Origin of the sequence: Vibrio sp. vnigr-6D03 (genome assembly GCF_002835515.1) — a bacterium.
In the GTDB taxonomy this organism is placed as follows: Bacteria; Pseudomonadota; Gammaproteobacteria; order Enterobacterales; family Vibrionaceae; genus Vibrio; species Vibrio penaeicida.
Genome location: NZ_PIZL01000001.1, coordinates 382,219 through 402,013, shown reverse-complemented (window position 1 = coordinate 402,013; position 19,795 = coordinate 382,219). Strand labels below are relative to the sequence as shown.

Here is a 19,795-nt window from a genome sequence, read left to right as displayed (position 1 = left end):
AATAGAGGCATGGAAGTGGAACAGAATAAACGTCTTAATTTGATGGTATCAAACACCAAAGAATTGGAACCAGGGCTCACCCCTTCCTGTGAATTTACGGAAGAGGGCGGGGTGATTGGTTCGAGCCCGAGCGCGTTTTGGGTTTTGCAAGACCAAAGCCGAGAGGTGCAAGGCAGCCATTGCGAAATCTTGGTGTACGACAGCCATTTTTGTGTCAAAGACCTCAGCGGAAAAACCTACGTTAATGGCGCAACGATGCCGATTGGCGTGGGGAAAATGGCGCAAATCACCACCAAAGACTCCCTTAAAATTGGCGTCTATGAGTTGATGGTGGTTAGCGGAGTTAGCCACTCTAGCATGTCGTCACACAATCAGTCTCTTGAGCAACTGTTTATAGAAGATGCTGCCTTAGTGAAAGGCGATCCTGACTCGGATGAAAGCCTATCCGTACCTGAAGAAATCACGTACATCGACCCACTCGATGTATTAGATGGTGGAGACACCACCGCGAAAAGCGAAAGGCTATACGCCGAAGAAGAAGAAAAACTGTCAGACGACCAAATTGAAGCGAATAGGCTACTGGCGGATGAAGAGCCGGAAAGCCGTGAAAAACCGACGCTTCAAGCCGACAGTGAATATGAAATTTCTTCTGCAATAAAGCTGAAAAAGCGCAGTCGATTTAATCCATTTTCATTTTTTTCCAAATCAGATCCTGCGGAATCAGAACAAGAATCTGCAAACTCAAAGCCAGATGCAGAAAAGTTAGAACCAAACATTTCAAACTCCTCACCCGTAACGGGAGCGGAGTCAGCAGCAGTGTCTGCCAAATCGAATCCGGTTGAGACATCTCAGCCTTCAACTAACACCTATGATCAGCTCTTGGCAGAAGAGACTGGTGCACAAAACGCGTTCAGAACAGAGGGCTACAAGATGGACGATAAAACCCTAGATTTATTAGAAGAAGAAATCGCCCAAAATGAACAATTCAAAGCGGATATGCCGCTTGGCGATGAAAACAACCACCTATTGTCTGGCCCGTTATTTCGTGGGCTAGGCGTATCGGTGACTCCTTCGCACCACTCTGGTGATGTGCAAATGACATCCGAAGAAATGGGGGCAGCACTGCAAGCTGCAGTGAAAGGTTTACTGGATTTGCACCAACACGTGGATAACAGCCGCTACGGGGTGATCAACAAGAACCTACAACCGATAGAAGACAACCCGCTTCGTTTAGGTATGTCTTATGAAGACACGGTGAAAACCCTATTCAATACCAACCCTGGTGCGGTTCACCTATCAGCGCCTTCTGCGATATCTGAAAGTTTGAAAAACCAGAAAGATCACAACGATGTCGTGCAAATGGCCACAACGTTAGCGCTCGGGCAAATCGTACGCGCATTTTCACCAGAAGTATTGATGAAGCGATTTGAAAATTACCGCCGCTCTTACCAAACCCCAGAACAGAACACCGACGCGTGGGCGTGGGAAATGTACCAAAGCTACTACAAAGAACTGACTTCCGATCGTCAGCAAGGCTTTGAGAAGTTGTTCTGGGAAGTGTTCGATCAAGCGTATGACCGCTTACTTCGTGAGAAACAGATGGAGTCGTGATCGTGAGACAAATGCTGTCCATATTTTTGGGCGTTTTGCTGCTAGTAGGGTGTAGCTCTAGTGAAGATGTTAGAGAGCTACCATCTGTCGTGTCGTTCAGCATGGTGGCAGATGAAGGGGTGAACCCCAATGTGTTTGGCGAATCGTCCCCCGTTGAAGTTCAGGTCTTTGAGCTGGTGGATGACTCCATGTTCATGTCTGCGGATTTTGATCAGATCAATGAAGATCACAAAAAGGTATTAAAAAGCAATTACATACAGGTATACGACTACGTATTGACGCCAGGTCAATTTAAGTACGTCGACGATGTAGTGGTGGATGAAGACACCCGCTACATCGGCGTGTTAGCGAAGTTTGCCGAGCCAGAACTGAGCGAATGGAAAAAAGCAGTGAAGATCATCAATTTAGGTCGGAAGTACCACTTGCTGATGCTGTTTAAAGATTACGACATTAAGTTAGATAAGGTTGAGTGAGTATGTATTCACGGAATAGAGTCGTTTGGAGCGAAGGATTATTCATTAAGCCACAGCATTTCCAGCAACAACAACGTTACATGGAATACGCGTTAGATGAGCGAGTGTCATCTGCCAGCCAATACCTATTTGGGGTGTCAGAGCTGTCGCTGAATCCGGAATACCTAAGCTTTGGTCGCATTGCCATAGAGCGAGCGGTTGGCGTGATGCCCGATGGCACCGTCTTCCGAATTCCTCAAGAAGATCTCATGCCCGAAGCGCTGGAAATCACCGACGATTCTCTCGCTAACCAGATAGTGTATCTCGCGTTACCGCTTCGCAGTGATTCGTTAGCTGAAATCAGCTTTCCTGATTCTCAAGGAACCGGGCGATATACTGCTCGTAAGCAAGAAGTACGCGATGTGCATACGCCTCAAGGGGACAGCACCGTCTTGGATGTGTCACCTGTACAGCCGCGCTTAATGTTAGAAAAACAAGATCGAAGCGCATTTGCTTCCGTTGCTATTGCGAGGATTCTAGAAAAGAGACCCGATGGCAGCGTTATGCTGGATCCAGACTTTGTGCCTTGTCATTTCAATGTTGTCGGTGTTCCGCATTTGCACCGATTCATCAGCGAAATGTCGGGATTAATGCGCGAACGTGCAAAAAATATCGCCCAGCGAATTGGTTCGCCAAGTCAAGGTGGTGTTGCCGATGTCTCCGATTTTATGTTGCTGCAATCACTTAACCGTTTGCAACCGCAACTTCAGCATTTGTCATCGTTAAGAAGCTTACACCCAGAGCGCTTATACGAATCGCTCAGTGCCATTTGTGGTGAGCTGGCCACGTTCACAGACGAAAGCCGCATGCCTCCGCAATTTACGGTGTACCAACATGAAATGCCGACCGAATCATTTCAGTCTTTGATGCTCAAATTGCGCCAGTCTCTCAGCATTGTGCTGGAACCAAGAGCGGTGTCGATTCAGCTACAAAAACGCCGTTACGGGCTTATGGTTGCACCTATCCAAGATCAAAGCTTGCTGGAGTCTGCCGATTTCATTTTGGCCGTTCGCGCGCGCATGCCTTTGGAAGATTTGCGTCGTCTGTTTGTGCAGCAAACCAAAGTCGCTTCGGTTGAAAAAATCCGCGAGCTTATCTCATTGCAGCTTCCGGGCGTTCCCGTCAACCCATTACCCGTTGCACCAAGGCAATTGCCATACCACGCAGGTTACACCTACTACCAATTGGACAAAACCAGCGAAGCGTGGCGCATGCTGCAAAACGCCAGTGGGTTTGCTTTCCATGTTGCTGGTGAGTTTGACGAATTGGACCTGCAGTTCTGGGCCATTAGGAGTTAATCATGATCGTCACTGAAGAATTCAATAAAGACCGTTACGACGAACTTCTGTTTGATGAAGTAAAGAGCATCGATGCGGATCAGGATTACTGGTTCAAGCTGCGTGGAGACAACCAAAACAAAATGGTCGATGCGGCTACCCCTTTGCTGGGTTTGTCGCTTCGTATTCGCTCTTTGGCGCAATGTGAAAACATTGAAACCATTTATAAACAGGCACAAGAAGAAATCAAAGCCATCGAGATGGAGTTGGTTCAAGCCGATATCGAACACGCCATGATCATGGCCTATCGCTATGTGCTCTGCGCCGTGTTGGATGAAGCGGTCATGAGCACGCCATGGGGTGCCGACAGCTCGTGGGCGGAGCATTCGCTGTTAACTCGTTTTCACAACGAAACATGGGGTGGGGAAAAGGTCTTCACCATTCTGAATCGCTTACTGAGCGATCCACCAAGATATCGCGATTTGCTGGAGTTTATTTACCTCTGCCTGATGCTCGGGTTTGAAGGTAAATACAAAGTGGTGGAAGGCGGGAAAGAAGAACGAGAACGCGTCGCCATCAAGCTGTATGAAACGCTTTCAAGGTTGGATGACAAAGAGCCAGAAGAGCTAACCAGCGCGACAGATCACGTGGTAGCGACCAAATACCGACTAAGCCGCCAAATGCCGATATGGCTGATTTTCGCAGGCTTTGCTGGGCTTTGGGCTGTGGTGTTTTTTGTTTATCGCTATCTGCTGCACAGCAAGTCACTCGACGTACTGAGCCAGCTAAACCAAATTTTATAAAACAAATGCTATAGCTAAAACGTTATATCTCAACCGTTATAGCCCAAAAAGACCAATAGATTTTATTTTTAATTTTCAATGTCAAAGGTTGCGCCGTGATTCGAATCGAACTCCCAACATTAATCAGTAAACTGAACGAACAGAGCAAGTTAGCCCTCGAACAAGCGGCTTCACTGTGTTTAGAACATGAACATTCAGAAGTGACGTTTGAGCATTACCTGCATGTGTTGCTGGATAACCCACTGAGCGACGTACGTGAAATCCTGCGCAGCAGCGATACCGATCATCATGAAATTCAAGACATGGTGCATGGCGCTTTTCCGCGTGAAACGGGTCACGATACGTACCCTGTTTTTTCGCCGCTCCTGATTGAGTTGTTGCAAGATGCTTGGTTGTTGGCGTCGACCGAAATGAACCTTGATCACCTTCGTTCTGGCGTTATCTTCTTAACCGCCATCATGCGCCCCGATCGTTACTTACCTGTCACCTTATCTAAGCGATTTGATCGTTTAAACCGTGAAACCATTCGTCGCGAATTCTTCACTATTCTTAAAGATTCTTCCGAGACGCCTGTTGAGGCTTCTGGGAAAAAAGGCAAAGCCCCTGTATCGAATGATGGAAACCGAGCACTAGACAAATACTGCGCCAACGTCACGGCACAAGCACGAAACCAAGAATTGGATCCAGTGTTATGCCGTGATGAAGAAATCAATCTGATGATCGACATTCTTTGTCGTCGCCGAAAAAACAACCCAATTGTGGTGGGCGATGCAGGTGTTGGTAAAAGTGCTGTGGTCGAGGGTTTGGCGCTGCGTATTATTGATGGAAAAGTGCCGGATAAGCTGAAAAACATCGAACTGATGAGCTTAGATCTTGGTCTGCTTCAAGCAGGCGCAGCCGTGAAAGGCGAATTTGAAAAACGCCTTAAATCCATCATTGATGAAGTGAAATCTTCACCGACGCCCATTATTTTGTTCATCGACGAAGCACACACTCTAATCGGTGCGGGCAATCAGGAAGGAGGCGGCGACGCTGCTAACCTGTTAAAACCTGCGCTAGCAAGGGGTGAATTGTGCGCCGTAGCCGCCACAACGTGGAAAGAATACAAAAAATACTTCGAGAAAGATCCAGCGCTTAGCCGCCGTTTCCAATTGGTGAAGTTAGACGAGCCTTCGGCAGATCAAACCGTCGATATCCTTCGTGGATTGTGCGAAGTGTATGAGAAAAATCATCAGGTACTCATTTCAGACAGCGCGTTGAAAGCGGCTTCTCATTTGTCGGCAAGGTATGTGTCTGGTCGTCAACTACCGGATAAAGCGATTGATGTTTTAGACACCGCTTGTGCGCGTATTTCCATTAACCTCAGTACGCCGCCCGCCCGAATGTCTGAACTGGAAACACTTCAACATCAATACGAGTTGGAGCGCAAAATGCTGGAACGCCAACTTCAGATCGGGCAATCGATTGATGAAGAGCGCCTTGCCACGCTTATTGCTAAAGACGAAGAATGCCAAGCCGAATTCCACGAAACTGAGCGTGCATGGGTAAAACAGCGCGATTTGATCAATCACATGATCGAACTTCGTACCAAGCTGCTTTCTGATGAATTAGCACCAGAAGAGCTTGAGGAAACGAAGCAAGCACTTGAAGTCATGTACGAAGAACTCGAGCAGACACCGTTTAATGATCGCCTCATTCACCCGGAAGTCGATGAGCAGCAAGTTGCCGAAGTGATTGCCGACTGGACAGGTGTGCCGATCGATCAAATGAACACCGATGAGCTGACGAAGCTGACTCATTTACCCGACATTCTTGAAAAAGCCATTAAAGGTCAGGATGTGGCGATTCAGCGAATTCACAAACACCTACTAACGGCTCGTGCCGACTTAAGAAGACCCGGCAGACCGAAAGGCGCGTTCCTACTTGTAGGACCAAGTGGTGTTGGTAAAACCGAAACCGTGGTGCAACTTGCTGAAGAGTTGTACGGCGGCAAGCGATTCCTTACCACGATCAACATGTCTGAGTACCAAGAGAAACACACGGTATCGCGTTTGATTGGGTCTCCTCCGGGCTACGTAGGCTTCGGTGAAGGCGGTGTGTTAACGGAATCCATTCGTAAAATGCCGTACTCCGTCGTATTGCTTGATGAAGTCGAAAAGGCACACCCAGAAGTACTGAACTTGTTCTATCAAGCGTTCGACAAAGGCGAGTTAGCGGATGGAGAAGGGCGTCTGATTGACTGCCAAAACATCGTGTTCTTCTTAACGTCTAACCTTGGCTTCCAAACTATTGTCGATTACGCCGACCGCACCGATGAAATGGACGATGCGTTGTACCCAGAACTCGCCGCGTTCTTTAAGCCAGCTCTACTGGCGCGTATGGAAGTGGTGCCTTACTTGCCATTAGGCGAAGAGGTGATGGAGAAAATCGTGCATGGCAAATTGGCTCGCCTTGAGTCTGTGCTTACCGAGCGTTATAAGGCGACTGTGGATATTGCATCTAGCGTTATCGACGAGATCTTGTCTCGTACCACTCGCTCCGAAAATGGTGCGCGAATGCTAGAAGCCATTATTGAAGGGCAAATGTTGCCACCGATTTCATTGGCATTACTGGAAAAGTTAGCCAACCAAGAACCTGTATCGCACATCAGCATTTGTGCTCAAGATGGCGAATTCATCGGTAAGGTGGAATAGCATGGCGGATTGGCTTAACGTTTCCGACAAACTGGTCAACGCAAGAGAAGCCTCCGGTCTGGTGCAGGTTTTGCTCGATACGTTAGAGCAAGACTTGCAAGTCGACAAAAGCTTTTTTGTTGCTGTGACACCGGACGGTCGCCAGTTGGTGACCCTAAACCGTGTGCCTGATCTTTGTTGGAATGTCACCGATTTTGAATGCCCATTTGCGCATGTGTTGCAAAATGGCGGGCAAAAAATCATTAATCACGAGCACCTTGTGTATTGGCAGGGTGACAGCAATTTCACCTCACTGATCGAAGGCTGCCGACCGGATCAAAAAATCGTAGTGACCCCTTTGCCTAGCCGTCACGGCGCGGTTGTGGCTTTGTCGGTGAACTTGGTTCACGTCGACAGCTGGAAAAACGCCCTCGGGCAATCTAACTACGACCGCTTCTTGGCGTTGTTTACTCGTCATTGGGAAAGGTTAAGTGAGTTGAACGAAGCGTCTGTCTCGAAGAGTAATCTTAAAGAGTCACTGTCCTACGTTGAAAAAACACAAACCATTTTAAAGCAGTCGGATGCGATCAAGCACAAGCTTGTGGGTGACAGCACGGCAATGAAAAAGCTGCGCGAGCAAATCGCCACTGCCTCTCAATCTGACATGACGGTATTGATTCAAGGTGAAACGGGGGCAGGTAAAGAAGTCGTCGCGTCTGCCATTCACGACCTTTCTTCTCGTCGTGATAAGTCACTGGTGGCGATTAACTGTGCTGCCATCCCTGAAAACTTGTTAGAAAGTGAGCTGTTTGGCTACACCAAAGGGGCGTTCTCTGGTGCTACCACCAACAAACCGGGCTTGATTGCACAAGCTGATGGCGGAACGCTGTTTCTGGATGAGATCGGCGACATGCCTCCCATCCTTCAAGCGAAGTTACTGCGGGTGCTAGAAACCCGAACTTACCGCCCTTTGGGGGCTGAAAAAGAGCAGAGTTCCGATTTCCGTTTGGTGGCGGCAACGCATGTTGAGCTTCGTCAGAAAATTGAAGAAAAAAGCTTCAGACAGGACTTGTACTACCGTTTGTACCAATTCCCTTTGTCTGTCCCAAGCCTCAAAGAGCGCATGGGCGATGTTGAGATTCTGGCAAAACACTTTATCGACCAATTCAACCAAACCCACGGTACTCGCGTTCGCGGTATTCATTTCAAAGCGCTGGATATGCTCATGCAATACCCGTTTCCTGGGAACGTGCGAGAGCTTCGCCACTTGATCGAATTCGGCTGCGCGCACCTGCACAACGGTCATGAACTTATGGCCGATGAATTGGGGCGTTACATTCAAGATTCTCCAGGAATGGCGGCCAATGAAGACAATGTCCATGACGTGCCGGATGAAGAACAAACTCTGCTTTCCATCTCGGATTTACGTTCTGCCGTGAAAAGCTACGAATCCAAAATTATTGCGCTGCGTTTGCGTCAGTACAAAGGAGACCGATCTCGCGCGGCAGAGAGTTTAGGGATACCCAAGCGAACATTGGCCGACAAATGTTCCAAACTGGAGATCAATATCTGATGGTTAAACGCACACTCACGATCGCCAGCTTTTTGCTTAGTTGCCTCGGTAGCCTAGCGTTTTCAGGATACGCGTTAGCACAGGAAGTGACAGAAACGTCGCTGCTGGAGCGAGCACAAACTTGCCGTGCCATTTCAGCTAAAGTTGATCGCTTGGCGTGTTTTGATGGGCTGTTCGGTACGCCAATTACCCAAGCGCCTACCACAAAGGCTTTGGTGCGCCCAGAACCTTGGCAGCGAGCTGTGAAAAGTGAAGCGCGCCGCTCAGATATGCAAAACGGCGATGAACCTTATGGGTGGATTCGTAACGAAACCACCGACGGTAATGGTGATAAAGCATTGTGGTTTACGTTGAACTCCATGCCTCGAGTCGACAGTGAACAAGCACCTGTGGTTCTCATGGCGAGCTGCATTAAGAAAATCTCTCGGTTAGAGATCATTTTTCCAGATCAGCAAGAAGGGGCTCGCGCCGATGTTTCGCTAGGATCGGAGCGTCAACGCTGGACGTTCGATGAACAAGGCATGGTCCTTCGTTCGGGGCGTGGATTGGCCGCTATCAGTATTTTGAAACCTCTGGTACGCCAAAAACAAATCCACGTTCGTTCGAATTCAGAACGCATTGATGGCCTAGTGTTTGAGACGCCGAATTCAAAAGACACCCTTTCGGAGTTAAGGGAGCTTTGCCGATGGTAGCCATGGACGATCAACACACGAACATCATGGATGATAACTTGGCGAATGATAAGGCGATCCGAGCCAAGCTGAGTGCCCCAATTTCTGAAGAAAGCGCGGTCGGGGAAAGAGTCTTAGACGATCCGGTTTTCGATTTTGTTGAAAGCCAAATGATGAAAGTCGGTTCTTTGTCGCACGCTGACGTTCGCTGGGAAGAAGTGGAGACAGGCATTCTTTCCTTGATGGAAAATAAGACCAAGGATCTCAAGTTACTGGCGCATTTGCTCCAATGTTTTCACCACAGTAACTCTGTTTCTCGTTTTAACCTTTCCATTCAAGTGACAGCGGACTTTATGGCGGCGTATTGGGAAACCTGTTTCCCAGCCCCGGGTGCTCGTGGATTGTTGCCAAGAAGAAAGTTCTTTAGCCAGATTTTGCAGCGATTTGATGCGGCACTAGACAAGCTGGTGAAAGGGACGATTCCTGTTTCAGAGGCACAAAACGAATCTATAGCGAAAGCAAAAATTGCTTGGAGTGCTACCGCGGAATCTCTGTCACTCGATGATGAGAATTTTATTGCGTTCATTCGCAAGCTAGAACGTTGGCTGGAATCGAATAAGCTGCAAGATCTACCGTCTTCACCGAGCCAGCCTGCGACGCAAGAAACTACTTCCGCTTCGCCTTCTTATGGTGGTACGTCGACATCGCCTCGCGCTGTTTCTATTGATACGGGGAATGACAAAGCGACGAAAGCGTCGCTGCAAAAAGTGGCGGATTTTCTCACCGAGTTTGAATACGGTCATGCGCTGAGTATTCGAGTGCGTCGCTTTGCGGTTTGGTCGACCATTAGTACACCGCCGGATGCCAATCACAAAGGTGAAACTCAGCTTCGTCCTATGGTGGGCGAGCGTGTGAGTGATTACCTCGAACAACTGCAACGTAACCCGGACTTGGCGTTATGGCGCAAAGTAGAACAAAGCCTCACCATCGCACCGTATTGGTTTGATGGTCAGCATCTCAGTGCGCAAATCGCGCTAAAGCTTGGGCAACCCACTTGGGCTGCTGCCATTTTGGAAGAATCGCAACATTTTCTCGAACGCATCCCAGAACTCGCCACCATGAGTTTTAAAGGCGGCGTTCCGTTCATAAATGAAGAGACAAAAAACTGGCTGCGTTCTAACGAGCGTGTTCAATCGGCGTCGTCTGTTAACAGTTGGGATGATAAACGTGAAGAAGCGTTTGTGATGGCCAAAGAAGCGGGGCTTTCCGTTGCTATGGCAATGCTTAATGAAGGGCTGGCGTCAGCAAAAGAACCAAGAGACATATTTTACTGGCGGCTGCTAACCGCCGATTTATTAGCAAACAACGGGCTAGAAGCGATGGCGCATCAGCACTATCAATCCCTTTACCAAACGGTCATCAAATCTAAAGTGGAAGACTGGGAACCATCGCTCATCAATCAATTACAACAATTCGTCGTAACGGAATAACACAAGGTAAGAAACATGGGGAAGTTTATCAGCGGCTTGCTTAAAAAAATGGGTCAGAGCTTCAAGTCGGCCATACCGATTTTAATGGTCGCATTGTGTGTGTTGATCATCGTTGCCATTTGGTGGGCGGGTCCCATGTTGGAGTATCAAGAGACCAAACCGCTCTCGACCATTATGTCGCGCGTGATCGCCAGTGTGATCTTCTCGCTGATCTGTGTGGCGTTTTGGGGCATGTACCAATGGAAAGCGCTCAATCGTTTTAAAGCTGGCATTAAACGCGACGAACAGTTGAAAGCCGATCCGATTCTTCAATACGAAGAAAGGCAAGAGGTTGAGCTAAACCAAATCATGGTCAACATGAAGGAGAACCTCAACAAGCGCAATCATTTGTATGCGCTGCCTTGGTATTTGGTTATTGGATTGGAAAACGCTGGTAAAACCAGTTTGATTAACCGCTCTGGTCAGAATTTTGTGTTCTCCACCGTGATGCGCGCATCGGGTAAGAAGACGGAAAATCCATACAGCTTTGACTGGTGGATCGGCGAAGAGTCCGTATTGATAGACCCTGATGGTGAGCTGTTAACTCAGGGGTACAACAATGAAGATAACGACGGTCAAATGGAACGTCGCTTATGGATGCACTTCATCGAATGGTTGGAACGCACGCGTAGCCGCCGCCCACTAAACGGTGTGGTGATCGCCATTGATGTTGCCCAGTTAGCATCGGGTACAACATCGAGCCGTAAAGCCTATGCAAGTTTGCTGCGCACACGTCTTAGAGAGTTGATGGAAACCTTGTCGACTCGAATGCCTGTGTACGTCACGCTAACCAAAATGGACTTGCTGCACGGTTTCGAACCTTTCTTCCGTCATTACCCGAAAAGTAAGCGCGACGAAGTGATGGGCTTTACCTTCTCGTTGGATTCCGTCGACAACCTTGATAAGTGGCTACATGAATTTAGTGAAGACTACAGCCGCTTTGTCGAGCGCATTAAAGAGTCGCTGCCTTTGTCGTTACTTGAAACGATGGATAACGCAGAGCGTCGCAGTATTTATGGCTTTACCCGCCAGATTTCGGGTTTGAAAGAAGTACTCCACGAATTCTTGCAAGATGCTTTAGGGAGCGATCAATTCTCAACCTCGGCATTGGTTCGTGGTGTGTACTTTACCTCAGTATTCCAGCAAGGGGTGCCTTCGAATGCGTTCGACGATGCTGCGTCACGTCGCTACGGCTTAACCCACGCGATCAACCGCGCGCAAGATGCCAAAAACTCCACCGTTTACTTTACGCAAAAGCTGTTTAATCGAATTGTGTATCCCGAGGCTGGCTTGGCATCGGATAACTTCCGAGTTGCGAAGCAAAAGCGCAGAATTGTGTTCCTTTCGTGCGTGGTGTGTTTGATTGCGACCTTTATGCTGTTTGGTAGTTGGCATGGGTACTACATCAAAAACGTCAATCAAGCCGATGCCGTATTGGCCAAGGTGAACGAGTTCAGAAATAAGTACCCAGAGGATCTTTCGCAGCTAAATCAGAAAGAGATCTTAGAACCGCTGGATACCATTCGTGAAGCGACGCTGGAATTTGGTTTCTTCCGTGAAAAACCTGAATACATTTCCGATATGGGTTTATACCAAGGGCACATGATTGGTCCTAAGGTGGAACAAACGTATTTGGCGTTGCTGGAAAGTCGTTACCTACCTTCACTGATGAAAGATATCGCCTTAGAGCTCTCGAACGCGGAAAACGAAGAGCATCAACTGGAAGTACTTCGTGTATTCCGAATGATGATCGACAAAAGCGGTCGTTATAAAGAATTTGTGATGGATTACTTTTCTAAGAACTGGCAAAAGCAGTTTGTGGGTAATCGTGTCACACAAGAACGTTTGCTGGAGCACTTAGACTACGCCATGAACCACACCGATTTGGCGACTCAGTATAAGGAAGGCAACCAAGCAGCGATTGCCTCGGTTCGTCCTTATGAAGGGATGATCGCGAAGGCACAGCGTGATTTGAGTGCGATGTCTATTGAACAGCGTGTTTACCGTAACTTGAAGTCCAATTCATCGACGTACCTTGGCGCGCCTATTAATCTGCGTAACCAAGTAGGCCCGGTATTTGATGTGGTGTTTGAGGAGCGTGTTATCGACAGCGATAACCTAATGATCCCGCGTATGTTGTCTAAACAAGGTTTCGATAGTTACTTCATCGAGCAATCGGATTCGGTGTCGGAACTCGCTTTGATTGACAGTTGGGTACTTGGGCAAACGCAAGTGGCGGAATTCAGCGCGGCAGATAAGATTGCTCTTAAAAACAAGATCCGCTCTCAGTATGTGGTCGACTACACCAACACGTGGCGTAATGCGTTGAACGAAGTGGATGTGAAGTACTTTGTTGATATCAATAACGCCGTATTGGTACTGGATAACTTAACAGGCAGTACTCAACCTTTCACGCGCTTGCTTCAAGCACTGGAAGACAATACGCGCTTATTCAGCGAATTACCGGAAAATGAAGAAGCCAAAGAAGAGTTGCTGAAGTCGCCAAAATACAAAGTGGCGTCCATGATTCACGCGCCGTTTTCTGAGTTGAACTCCATGCTGCATGCACAAGGTGCGCAACCAGCGTATTTCGACGAAGTACAAACCGCCGTTGTGCAACTGCTGAATTACTTGAAGGCCATCCAAGATGCACCAGACGTTGGTCGTGCAGCATTGGATGCCACCAAAGCGCGTATTAGCCTGAGTAATGCAGACCCAATCTACACCCTAAAACGTATCGCGTCGGGCTTACCTAGTCCGCTAGATAACATGGTGACGAAAATCGCTGATGAAAGTTGGTATGTGGTGAAACAAGAGGCCATCAAGCACCTAGAGATTCGCTGGCAGCGTGACGTGTATTCGGTATTCCAAGAGAAATTTGCAGCTCGCTATCCGTTCGATCAAGGTTCGCGCAAAGATGTAGCGTTAGAAGACTTCGAAGAGTTTTTCTCGCCTAGTGGCACGCTGGATAGCTTCTACAACGAACAGCTGAAAATGTTCATTGAAGAAGGCATTTCGATATCAGAAGACTCGGCGCAGCAATCACTGATTCGCCCAGAAGTATTGGCACAACTAAAACAAGCGAAAAAGATCCAGCGTGCGTTCTTTAACCGCAAAGGCATCTTGGATGTCGCGTTCTCGTTGGAGCCTGTGCGCTTAACATCGAACAAGCGCCGCGCGGTCATCAATATCGATGGTCAGTACGTGGAATACAGCCACGGACCTCGACAAACCGTGGAATTGATTTGGCCTAACACGCTACGCGGAAGCTCGGTATCGAAAGTGACCTTAGTACCGACTAAGCGCAATTTGTCGCCGAGAAGTTTGGAACGAAAAGGGCCATGGGCATTGTTCCGCTTGTTAGACAAAAGTGAAGTGGTCGGGGGAAGCTTGACCAGTGTGGATTACAAGTTCGCGATTGATCGCGGAGATGTGTCTTATCGCTTGTATTCAGAGGCGTCGGTGAACCCGTTCAAAGAACGGTTGTTTGATTCGTTCCGATTGTCTGGAACCTTGTATTAGGCCAACAGGCCCTAGGGCTACCCCTTAAATGGGGTAACACCCTTAGATTTTTTAGTCGTACGTGGCGCAGCCGTTGCGCCATCAATAAAAAGGTATTCTGGTGTCAAACAGAATTTATATCGACCATGGAATTTTCACCATACTGAGCGACCAACCGTCGCTCAGGGACTCCGAACGTTATCAGAAAATTCGCAATGAAATAAATGGTCGTATGGGGTTTCTTTCTGGTTCGACTCAATGGGAATCGGTTTTTAATGAATGTGTAAAGCTGGGCACAGAAATCGGTATGGATTTTCTGCTTACCAGTTATTTCTCGGTTGCGGGCTTTAAAGTGGAAGGGATCAAAGGGTTTGCCTCTGGTCTTGAGCTTATGCTTGGTGCGTATGTGGAAGACAGCGAGCACAAGGCATTATCTAGCCGACACAAGCAAGAAATTATCCAGTGGATGACCAGCAAGGTCACGTCGGATCTAAAGCTGATTAAGCCCAATAGAGACCAGATCCGCGATTTGTATCGCTGTGAACGCGCATTGCAAGATTTGCACGAACTGTGTGAGCGTTTTCAGCCGGAAGAGCTTCCGAAGTTTGAAAGTATTGCTTTCTCCATTTTCGAGCACATTGATCGCATTGAAACGGTGACAAGACCAAGTGCATCAGTATCAGACTTGCCTATCGATAACTCACCAAAAACAAGCCGAAATATTTGGATGTTTTTGTTTGTTTTAGCGTGGGCGCTGACCCTTGGCGCTGCGTATTACTATTCAATTGAGCGGTTAAAAGTTTGCCATGCTTTCGAAGGCATGAAGAATACCGTGTCAGCACCAACTGAAGAATTGCTGTCGAAGATGACAGAAGAATCGGTTGCAGAATTGCCTCTGGATGAACAAAACATCATTCGTTCGGCGCTGGTGGATGCGATGGACAAAGATCTTGAGATCACGGTTTATCAGCAATACATCAATATCATTATGTTGATAGATAAGGCGAAAGAGTTGTTTCCAGATAACTCTGAAGTGGAAGACGCGATAGAGCGTGTAGAAGCCCAAAGCCAAACCTATAAAGTGGAATTGGAGCGTGATTTGGAGCGTTTTTATTCGGCGAGAACATTGGCTGCTAACTTAGTCGGTGGATCTAAACATGCGAAGAATAAGGAAAGCGCTGAAAGGTTAGAGCAATACATTTTGAGCCTATCCCCGATTTACAGCCGAAATGCTTACATTCAGGAGCAAATCGATAAGCAAAACTACGATCTCGCCAAAGAGGAGCTCGCGGTGCTGCAAGAGCGTGTTGCTCGTATCGTTTGGCAATTGTCGTCTTATCAGAAAGCGCTTTCAGGCGTGGCGCAATATCCTGCGGTTGCCGCTAAAAGTGCAGATGACACGGACCAAGAAGAGACGGTGGTAGGGCAATGAAAGGGGTGATCCGTGTTTTGTGTGGAATGCTACTTGGCGTGTCGCTGAGTAGCTTCGCCATCAATGAAATCGAGGATATCTCACCGCAAGACGCATTTGAAAAAGGCAGTACGTTAAGGTTGCAATACCACAACGAGCAGGCGCTGCATTATTTGAAGTACGCTGCCGATGAAGGACACTCTATGTCGGCGTTGCTTTACGCCGATGAGTTATCTACCTTGTCTCATGCGGCTAGGCGTCAGGAAGAGATTGTCCACTACACGTTACAAGCTGCAGAGGGTGGAAACATCTGGGCAATGGAGCGATTGGCAAATACCAACCGATCGGGCAGTGAAGAGAGTCGGGTCAAATGGCAGCAGCGCTTTTTAACCTCATTGGAGCAAGAAGCTGAAAACGGCAATATCAAAGCCATTCTGACGATGTTTTATCTGAAGAGAGATGAAAAATATAAACAAGCCAAAATCTGGCTGGCCAAAGCATTGGAACAGGGTTCTGAACGGGCAAAGCTGGCAGAAGTCGAGCTGGTTGAGCAGGGATACGAAGAGTGGTATGTACTGCCGGGAAACCGAATGAAAGAAAGTAAACAGCGATATGCCGAACTGGCTGAAACAGGCTATTTGCCTGCTGTGAAAAAAACGATTCAGTTATTGATCGAAACCGACAAGACCCATCAGGCGGTGGTTTGGCTTGAGGAAGCAGTTCGAATGGGGGATGCAACGTCTTTGGCTCTCCTGGCTAAAGCGTACGCAGGCAATTATCCCAAAACCCGAGTTGAGAAAGACCTGGTGAAATCTTATAGCTACTACCTTAATTATCTAGATGCGATGGGATCAGATAGATTAGCCGGAACCCGCAAGCGGATAGAGAAAGAGGAGCAAGCGGTGAAGGAACAACTCTCTGAGACGCAAATTGCTGACGCAGAAAAACTCCATCAGGAATACAGAGAAAATCATACCGTGATGTTGTTCGAAACACCTTGGAAATATGAAATGGAGTAACCGTTTTTTATTGGTGTATGATTCGATAAGAAGCTGTTCAAAAATGAGATTTAAGTAAAGACGTGTTATTAGTGAGAATGATGAGCTTGGCTCATATCAATACACATATTTTGTTAACATTGCGGACAAAATAATTGCTGCAGTGTGCTAAAAATAGTGATGGATTGGTTATTAGATCAACAGAATCTAAGTCTAAATCTATGATGTGAGAGTAAGATATTACTATTGCACTATTTTTGAACAACGGGCTAAGTTGGCAAAATGAAATCAGATTCAAGACATCAACGTCTTTTCTTAAAAGCTTTCGCGATATCATTCGTGATTTCTCTATTAAGTTACTTTTCTATTCAAGGCACCGTTAACTACTACCTGTGGTTGGAACAAAACGATGATGCGGAAAGTGTTCTGGAAACGATCGGTAATGTTCACAGTGAAGTCATTGATGTTTTATCACGTCTAAATCGTCTTAATCTGCGCAGCTGTTCCGAAGAACATAATTTAATGATGCGCAAGTTGCTGTTTACCTCAGACTACGTCAAAGATATTGGCTATTTAGAAAAGCAAACGTTGTTTTGTACCACTGGTAAAGGCAAGTTATCGCCCCCGTTTGTGGGAGGAGCGACGCCCCACCTCGAAACGAAAACCGGCTTTAAGTTTTGGCGACACGTTAAGCTGATTATTCTGGATAATACTTACGACTCTCTGGTGATTCGAAAAGGCAATTATAATGTCGTTTTGGATGAAGGTGCGCTGCGCGAATTGATTGATGATCGATTCTTATGGGAGCTGGTATACCTAAGAAATAACAAGCCGGTTTATTTCGATGGCTTGGAAGGGTTGTACGCAAAGCCTTTGCCAAACACGCTCGACTTTCTCACAGGAGAAGATCACAACATTGTTAAACATTGCGATACGGTCAGTCGATTTTGTTTAGCGATCAAATATGACCCTGAGAAAACCGACAGTGACTCAGTGGTGCTTCAAGTATTCACTATTGCAACCAGCCTGTTAATAGGACTGTTTGCCTACATGATAAGCGCTAAGTGGTTACGATACCTTTCTTCAAAACTCTACCGTATTCGCAAAGCCATCAAACAAGACAGTTTTCACTGCGTTTATCAGCCTATTGTGGATCTGAAAAGCAGCAAAATGATTGGTGTTGAGATGCTGGCCCGCTTCACGGATCGTCAGGGCAGTATATATCCCACAGAGTTTATTCCAATCATTATTCAAACTGGGCAAACTTGGAAATTCACACAAAATATGATGAAGAAAGCCATCAGCGAACTTCATCAAATTGAGGGGCTGTCGATTGATTTCAAACTCAATGTGAACATATTCTCCACCGATGTGAACCAGAAGTCGGTTTTGGAACTCACGACAGAGGAAAGCGAGTACAGTTTCAAGGGTGTTTTGGTACTTGAAGTAACAGAAAGTGAAGAATTAGAAGACAGCTCAGCACTGCATAAGCTTCGTGTATTAAGAGACAAAGGTATTCAAATTGCAATTGATGACTTTGGTACAGGTTATTCTAATTTACACCAACTACGTAAGATGAATGCGCATTGTCTGAAGATAGACAGAAGCTTTATTCAAGAGATGGAAGATGCTTCTATTCGTTCGTCGCTGATAGAGCATATTGTTGCTATCGCGAAGCAAGAAAACTTACTTTTAGTCGCAGAAGGCATTGAAAACTCTATCCAGCATCGGATCCTGACTGAAATGGGTGTGGAGTACGGGCAGGGCTGGGCGTTTTCAAAAGAACTGCCTTTAGCAGAGTTGATTGAGTATTGCGAAACCGAATTTTCACAAGAGTAATCCTATACCCTATACCCTATACCCTATACCCTATACCCAAGTATCTTGAGATAACTTGGGTATATTGTCGCTAAATCACTTTTGTGCGAGTTTGCTTTCAAGATCAGCAATTCGAGCTTCGAGCGATTGAATGTAAGCCATTACGTTTCTTCCGCCGATGATGGCCATTGGTGTCATGAGCATTTTGTCTGCCTCTACCAGTGATGTGGTCACAGACTCAGCATCCACAGTTGTAGCGCTTTGTTTACCGTAAATGGATTCTTCAAACTTAAGGCTGCCTGCTTTAAGGGACGTTTCTGTGCGTCCAACCGAAAATTTGTTCTTTAGAGTAACGTCTGTTGCTCTTACAAGCGTCTCATGCTGACCACCTTCCATCTTGTTGGCGACATACACAATATTTGGGTTTATCTCGGTGTAATTGGTTATCCCATCACCGGAAAGAATACGTTGTGACGTTATGCCATTGCGGAATCGTTGAGGGTGGTCATGCAGCACGGTTGTTAAGCCTCTACGACATTCTGGAATGCTTTCCCAAAACCATGAGCTGCTCACATCGGTGCCTTTTTGCGGATCATTTTTGGCTTTGTAAAAAGCGCCATCCTTCTGAATTTCATCTCCGTTAATGTATTGCTTATATTCACTAAAGTTTGGGCAATTATCAGCAAGTGCAGGGAAGCTAAACAATGCGATTAGCGTAGAGGTTAATAGCTTAAGTTTCATCGTGTTTCCTCACGTAGTGGATTTATCTCAAGTTTCTTGGAATATGAGAATATTGAACCTATTGGAGATATAAACTGATTTTATATAGTTATCAGTTGTTTATATTTTATTCGAGAGGTCAATGTTTCGACAGTCAGGAATTGCGACGTGATTGGCAAAGTAATGTAATCAATTTGTTAGGCAATAATGTTAATTATGCGATAAATCGAAAAAATGGATAGAGAGTCAAATTTTTCAGAGTTAAATTACATTCATAAAAAAATGCAAAAAGGATGAAATGCCAAGATGATAATACGATATTGATTCCATTGAGCTAAAAGCGGAATTATTTAAATGGAAAAATATCACATATAAGCTATCGGGTGAAATGGTGAAAGTATTGCCCTATCTAGTATTTTATTTACTTTGTCCAAGAGTCTTTTCATTTTCTCTCTTTGTATATTTAGATGACATAAAAAATATCTATATTATTAGATTGAGCTCGAAGTTTAATTTGAGAAATAAATCAATTAAATACAGTGGCTTATATTTATTCGTTTGGATTTTTGTAAACGAGTTAATTATTAAATACCATGAAATATGTGATTCTCATTCCGCTTGTGGCTGATATTGGGGTTTATTGTGTGATTGTACTCACATCGAGTTGATGATTGACGATTTGAGTATGTACTTAGATTT

The 19,795-nt window shown here is 46.4% G+C and carries 13 protein-coding genes; 12 read left to right on the top strand and 1 reads right to left on the bottom strand.

The window, feature by feature from the left end; genetic code table 11:
• Window positions 1–15 precede the first annotated feature (15 nt).
• The 12 genes from tagH to CW749_RS01700 all read left to right on the top strand — a co-directional run bounded on the left by tagH (window position 16) and on the right by CW749_RS01700 (window position 18,397).
• Window positions 16–1,611 (top strand): type VI secretion system-associated FHA domain protein TagH, encoded by a 1,596-nt coding sequence (gene tagH / locus CW749_RS01755; protein WP_180958300.1) that lies wholly within the window; start codon window positions 16–18, stop codon window positions 1,609–1,611.
• Window positions 1,612–1,613: 2 nt separating this feature from the next.
• A complete protein-coding gene (gene tssJ, locus CW749_RS01750; RefSeq protein ID WP_167404827.1) occupies window positions 1,614–2,084 on the top strand; it encodes a type VI secretion system lipoprotein TssJ in 471 nt (156 codons plus the stop codon).
• A 2-nt stretch (window positions 2,085–2,086) separates the two neighbouring features.
• The gene (gene tssK, locus CW749_RS01745) at window positions 2,087–3,421 is read left to right on the top strand and encodes a type VI secretion system baseplate subunit TssK (protein ID WP_101110151.1); all 1,335 of its coding nucleotides are present in this window, start codon (window positions 2,087–2,089) and stop codon (window positions 3,419–3,421) included.
• Between the two features lie 2 nt (window positions 3,422–3,423).
• Window positions 3,424–4,203 (top strand): type IVB secretion system protein IcmH/DotU, encoded by a 780-nt coding sequence (gene icmH / locus CW749_RS01740; protein ID WP_101110150.1) that lies wholly within the window; start codon window positions 3,424–3,426, stop codon window positions 4,201–4,203.
• A gap of 95 nt (window positions 4,204–4,298) precedes the next feature.
• A complete protein-coding gene (gene tssH, locus CW749_RS01735) occupies window positions 4,299–6,896 on the top strand; it encodes a type VI secretion system ATPase TssH (RefSeq protein ID WP_101110149.1) in 2,598 nt (865 codons plus the stop codon).
• A gap of 1 nt (window position 6,897) precedes the next feature.
• Entirely contained in the window at window positions 6,898–8,448 is a 1,551-nt protein-coding gene (locus CW749_RS01730) for a sigma-54 dependent transcriptional regulator (protein WP_180958299.1), read from the top strand.
• Complete coding sequence (vasI, locus tag CW749_RS01725; RefSeq protein ID WP_180958298.1) at window positions 8,448–9,140, top strand: type VI secretion system-associated protein VasI; 693 nt, start codon at window positions 8,448–8,450, stop codon at window positions 9,138–9,140. The genes CW749_RS01730 and vasI overlap by 1 nt, the downstream gene beginning before the upstream one ends.
• Entirely contained in the window at window positions 9,134–10,609 is a 1,476-nt protein-coding gene (gene tssA, locus CW749_RS01720; protein WP_101110146.1) for a type VI secretion system protein TssA, read from the top strand. Before vasI ends, tssA begins: the two co-directional genes overlap by 7 nt.
• Before the next feature lie 15 nt (window positions 10,610–10,624).
• A complete protein-coding gene (gene tssM / locus CW749_RS01715) occupies window positions 10,625–14,170 on the top strand; it encodes a type VI secretion system membrane subunit TssM (RefSeq protein ID WP_101110145.1) in 3,546 nt (1,181 codons plus the stop codon).
• A 100-nt stretch (window positions 14,171–14,270) separates the two neighbouring features.
• Complete coding sequence (locus tag CW749_RS01710) at window positions 14,271–15,581, top strand: type VI secretion system ImpA family N-terminal domain-containing protein (protein ID WP_101110144.1); 1,311 nt, start codon at window positions 14,271–14,273, stop codon at window positions 15,579–15,581.
• Window positions 15,578–16,579 carry a sel1 repeat family protein gene (locus CW749_RS01705; RefSeq protein ID WP_101110143.1) on the top strand — a complete coding sequence of 334 codons (1,002 nt, stop codon included), beginning with the start codon at window positions 15,578–15,580 and terminating at the stop codon, window positions 16,577–16,579. Before CW749_RS01710 ends, CW749_RS01705 begins: the two co-directional genes overlap by 4 nt.
• Window positions 16,580–16,840: 261 nt before the next feature.
• Entirely contained in the window at window positions 16,841–18,397 is a 1,557-nt protein-coding gene (locus tag CW749_RS01700) for an EAL domain-containing protein (RefSeq protein ID WP_101110142.1), read from the top strand.
• 75 nt (window positions 18,398–18,472) lie between these two features.
• Here CW749_RS01700 and CW749_RS01695 read toward each other — a convergent pair whose 3' ends face one another.
• On the bottom strand, window positions 18,473–19,117 hold the full coding sequence (locus CW749_RS01695) for a hypothetical protein (protein WP_101110141.1): 645 nt from the start codon (window positions 19,115–19,117) through the stop codon (window positions 18,473–18,475).
• Window positions 19,118–19,795 lie beyond the last annotated feature (678 nt).

What these genes read in the sequence shown, in the direction of transcription:
- CW749_RS01695 (WP_101110141.1), bottom strand. Translation starts at nt 19,117, where the DNA reads ATGAAACTTAAGCTATTAACCTCTACGCTAATCGCATTGTTTAGCTTC.
- tssA (WP_101110146.1), top strand. Translation starts at nt 9,134, where the DNA reads ATGGTAGCCATGGACGATCAACACACGAACATCATGGATGATAACTTG.
- vasI (WP_180958298.1), top strand. Translation starts at nt 8,448, where the DNA reads ATGGTTAAACGCACACTCACGATCGCCAGCTTTTTGCTTAGTTGCCTC.
- CW749_RS01700 (WP_101110142.1), top strand. Translation starts at nt 16,841, where the DNA reads ATGAAATCAGATTCAAGACATCAACGTCTTTTCTTAAAAGCTTTCGCG.
- CW749_RS01730 (WP_180958299.1), top strand. Translation starts at nt 6,898, where the DNA reads ATGGCGGATTGGCTTAACGTTTCCGACAAACTGGTCAACGCAAGAGAA.
- icmH (WP_101110150.1), top strand. Translation starts at nt 3,424, where the DNA reads ATGATCGTCACTGAAGAATTCAATAAAGACCGTTACGACGAACTTCTG.
- tssM (WP_101110145.1), top strand. Translation starts at nt 10,625, where the DNA reads ATGGGGAAGTTTATCAGCGGCTTGCTTAAAAAAATGGGTCAGAGCTTC.
- tssK (WP_101110151.1), top strand. Translation starts at nt 2,087, where the DNA reads ATGTATTCACGGAATAGAGTCGTTTGGAGCGAAGGATTATTCATTAAG.
- CW749_RS01705 (WP_101110143.1), top strand. Translation starts at nt 15,578, where the DNA reads ATGAAAGGGGTGATCCGTGTTTTGTGTGGAATGCTACTTGGCGTGTCG.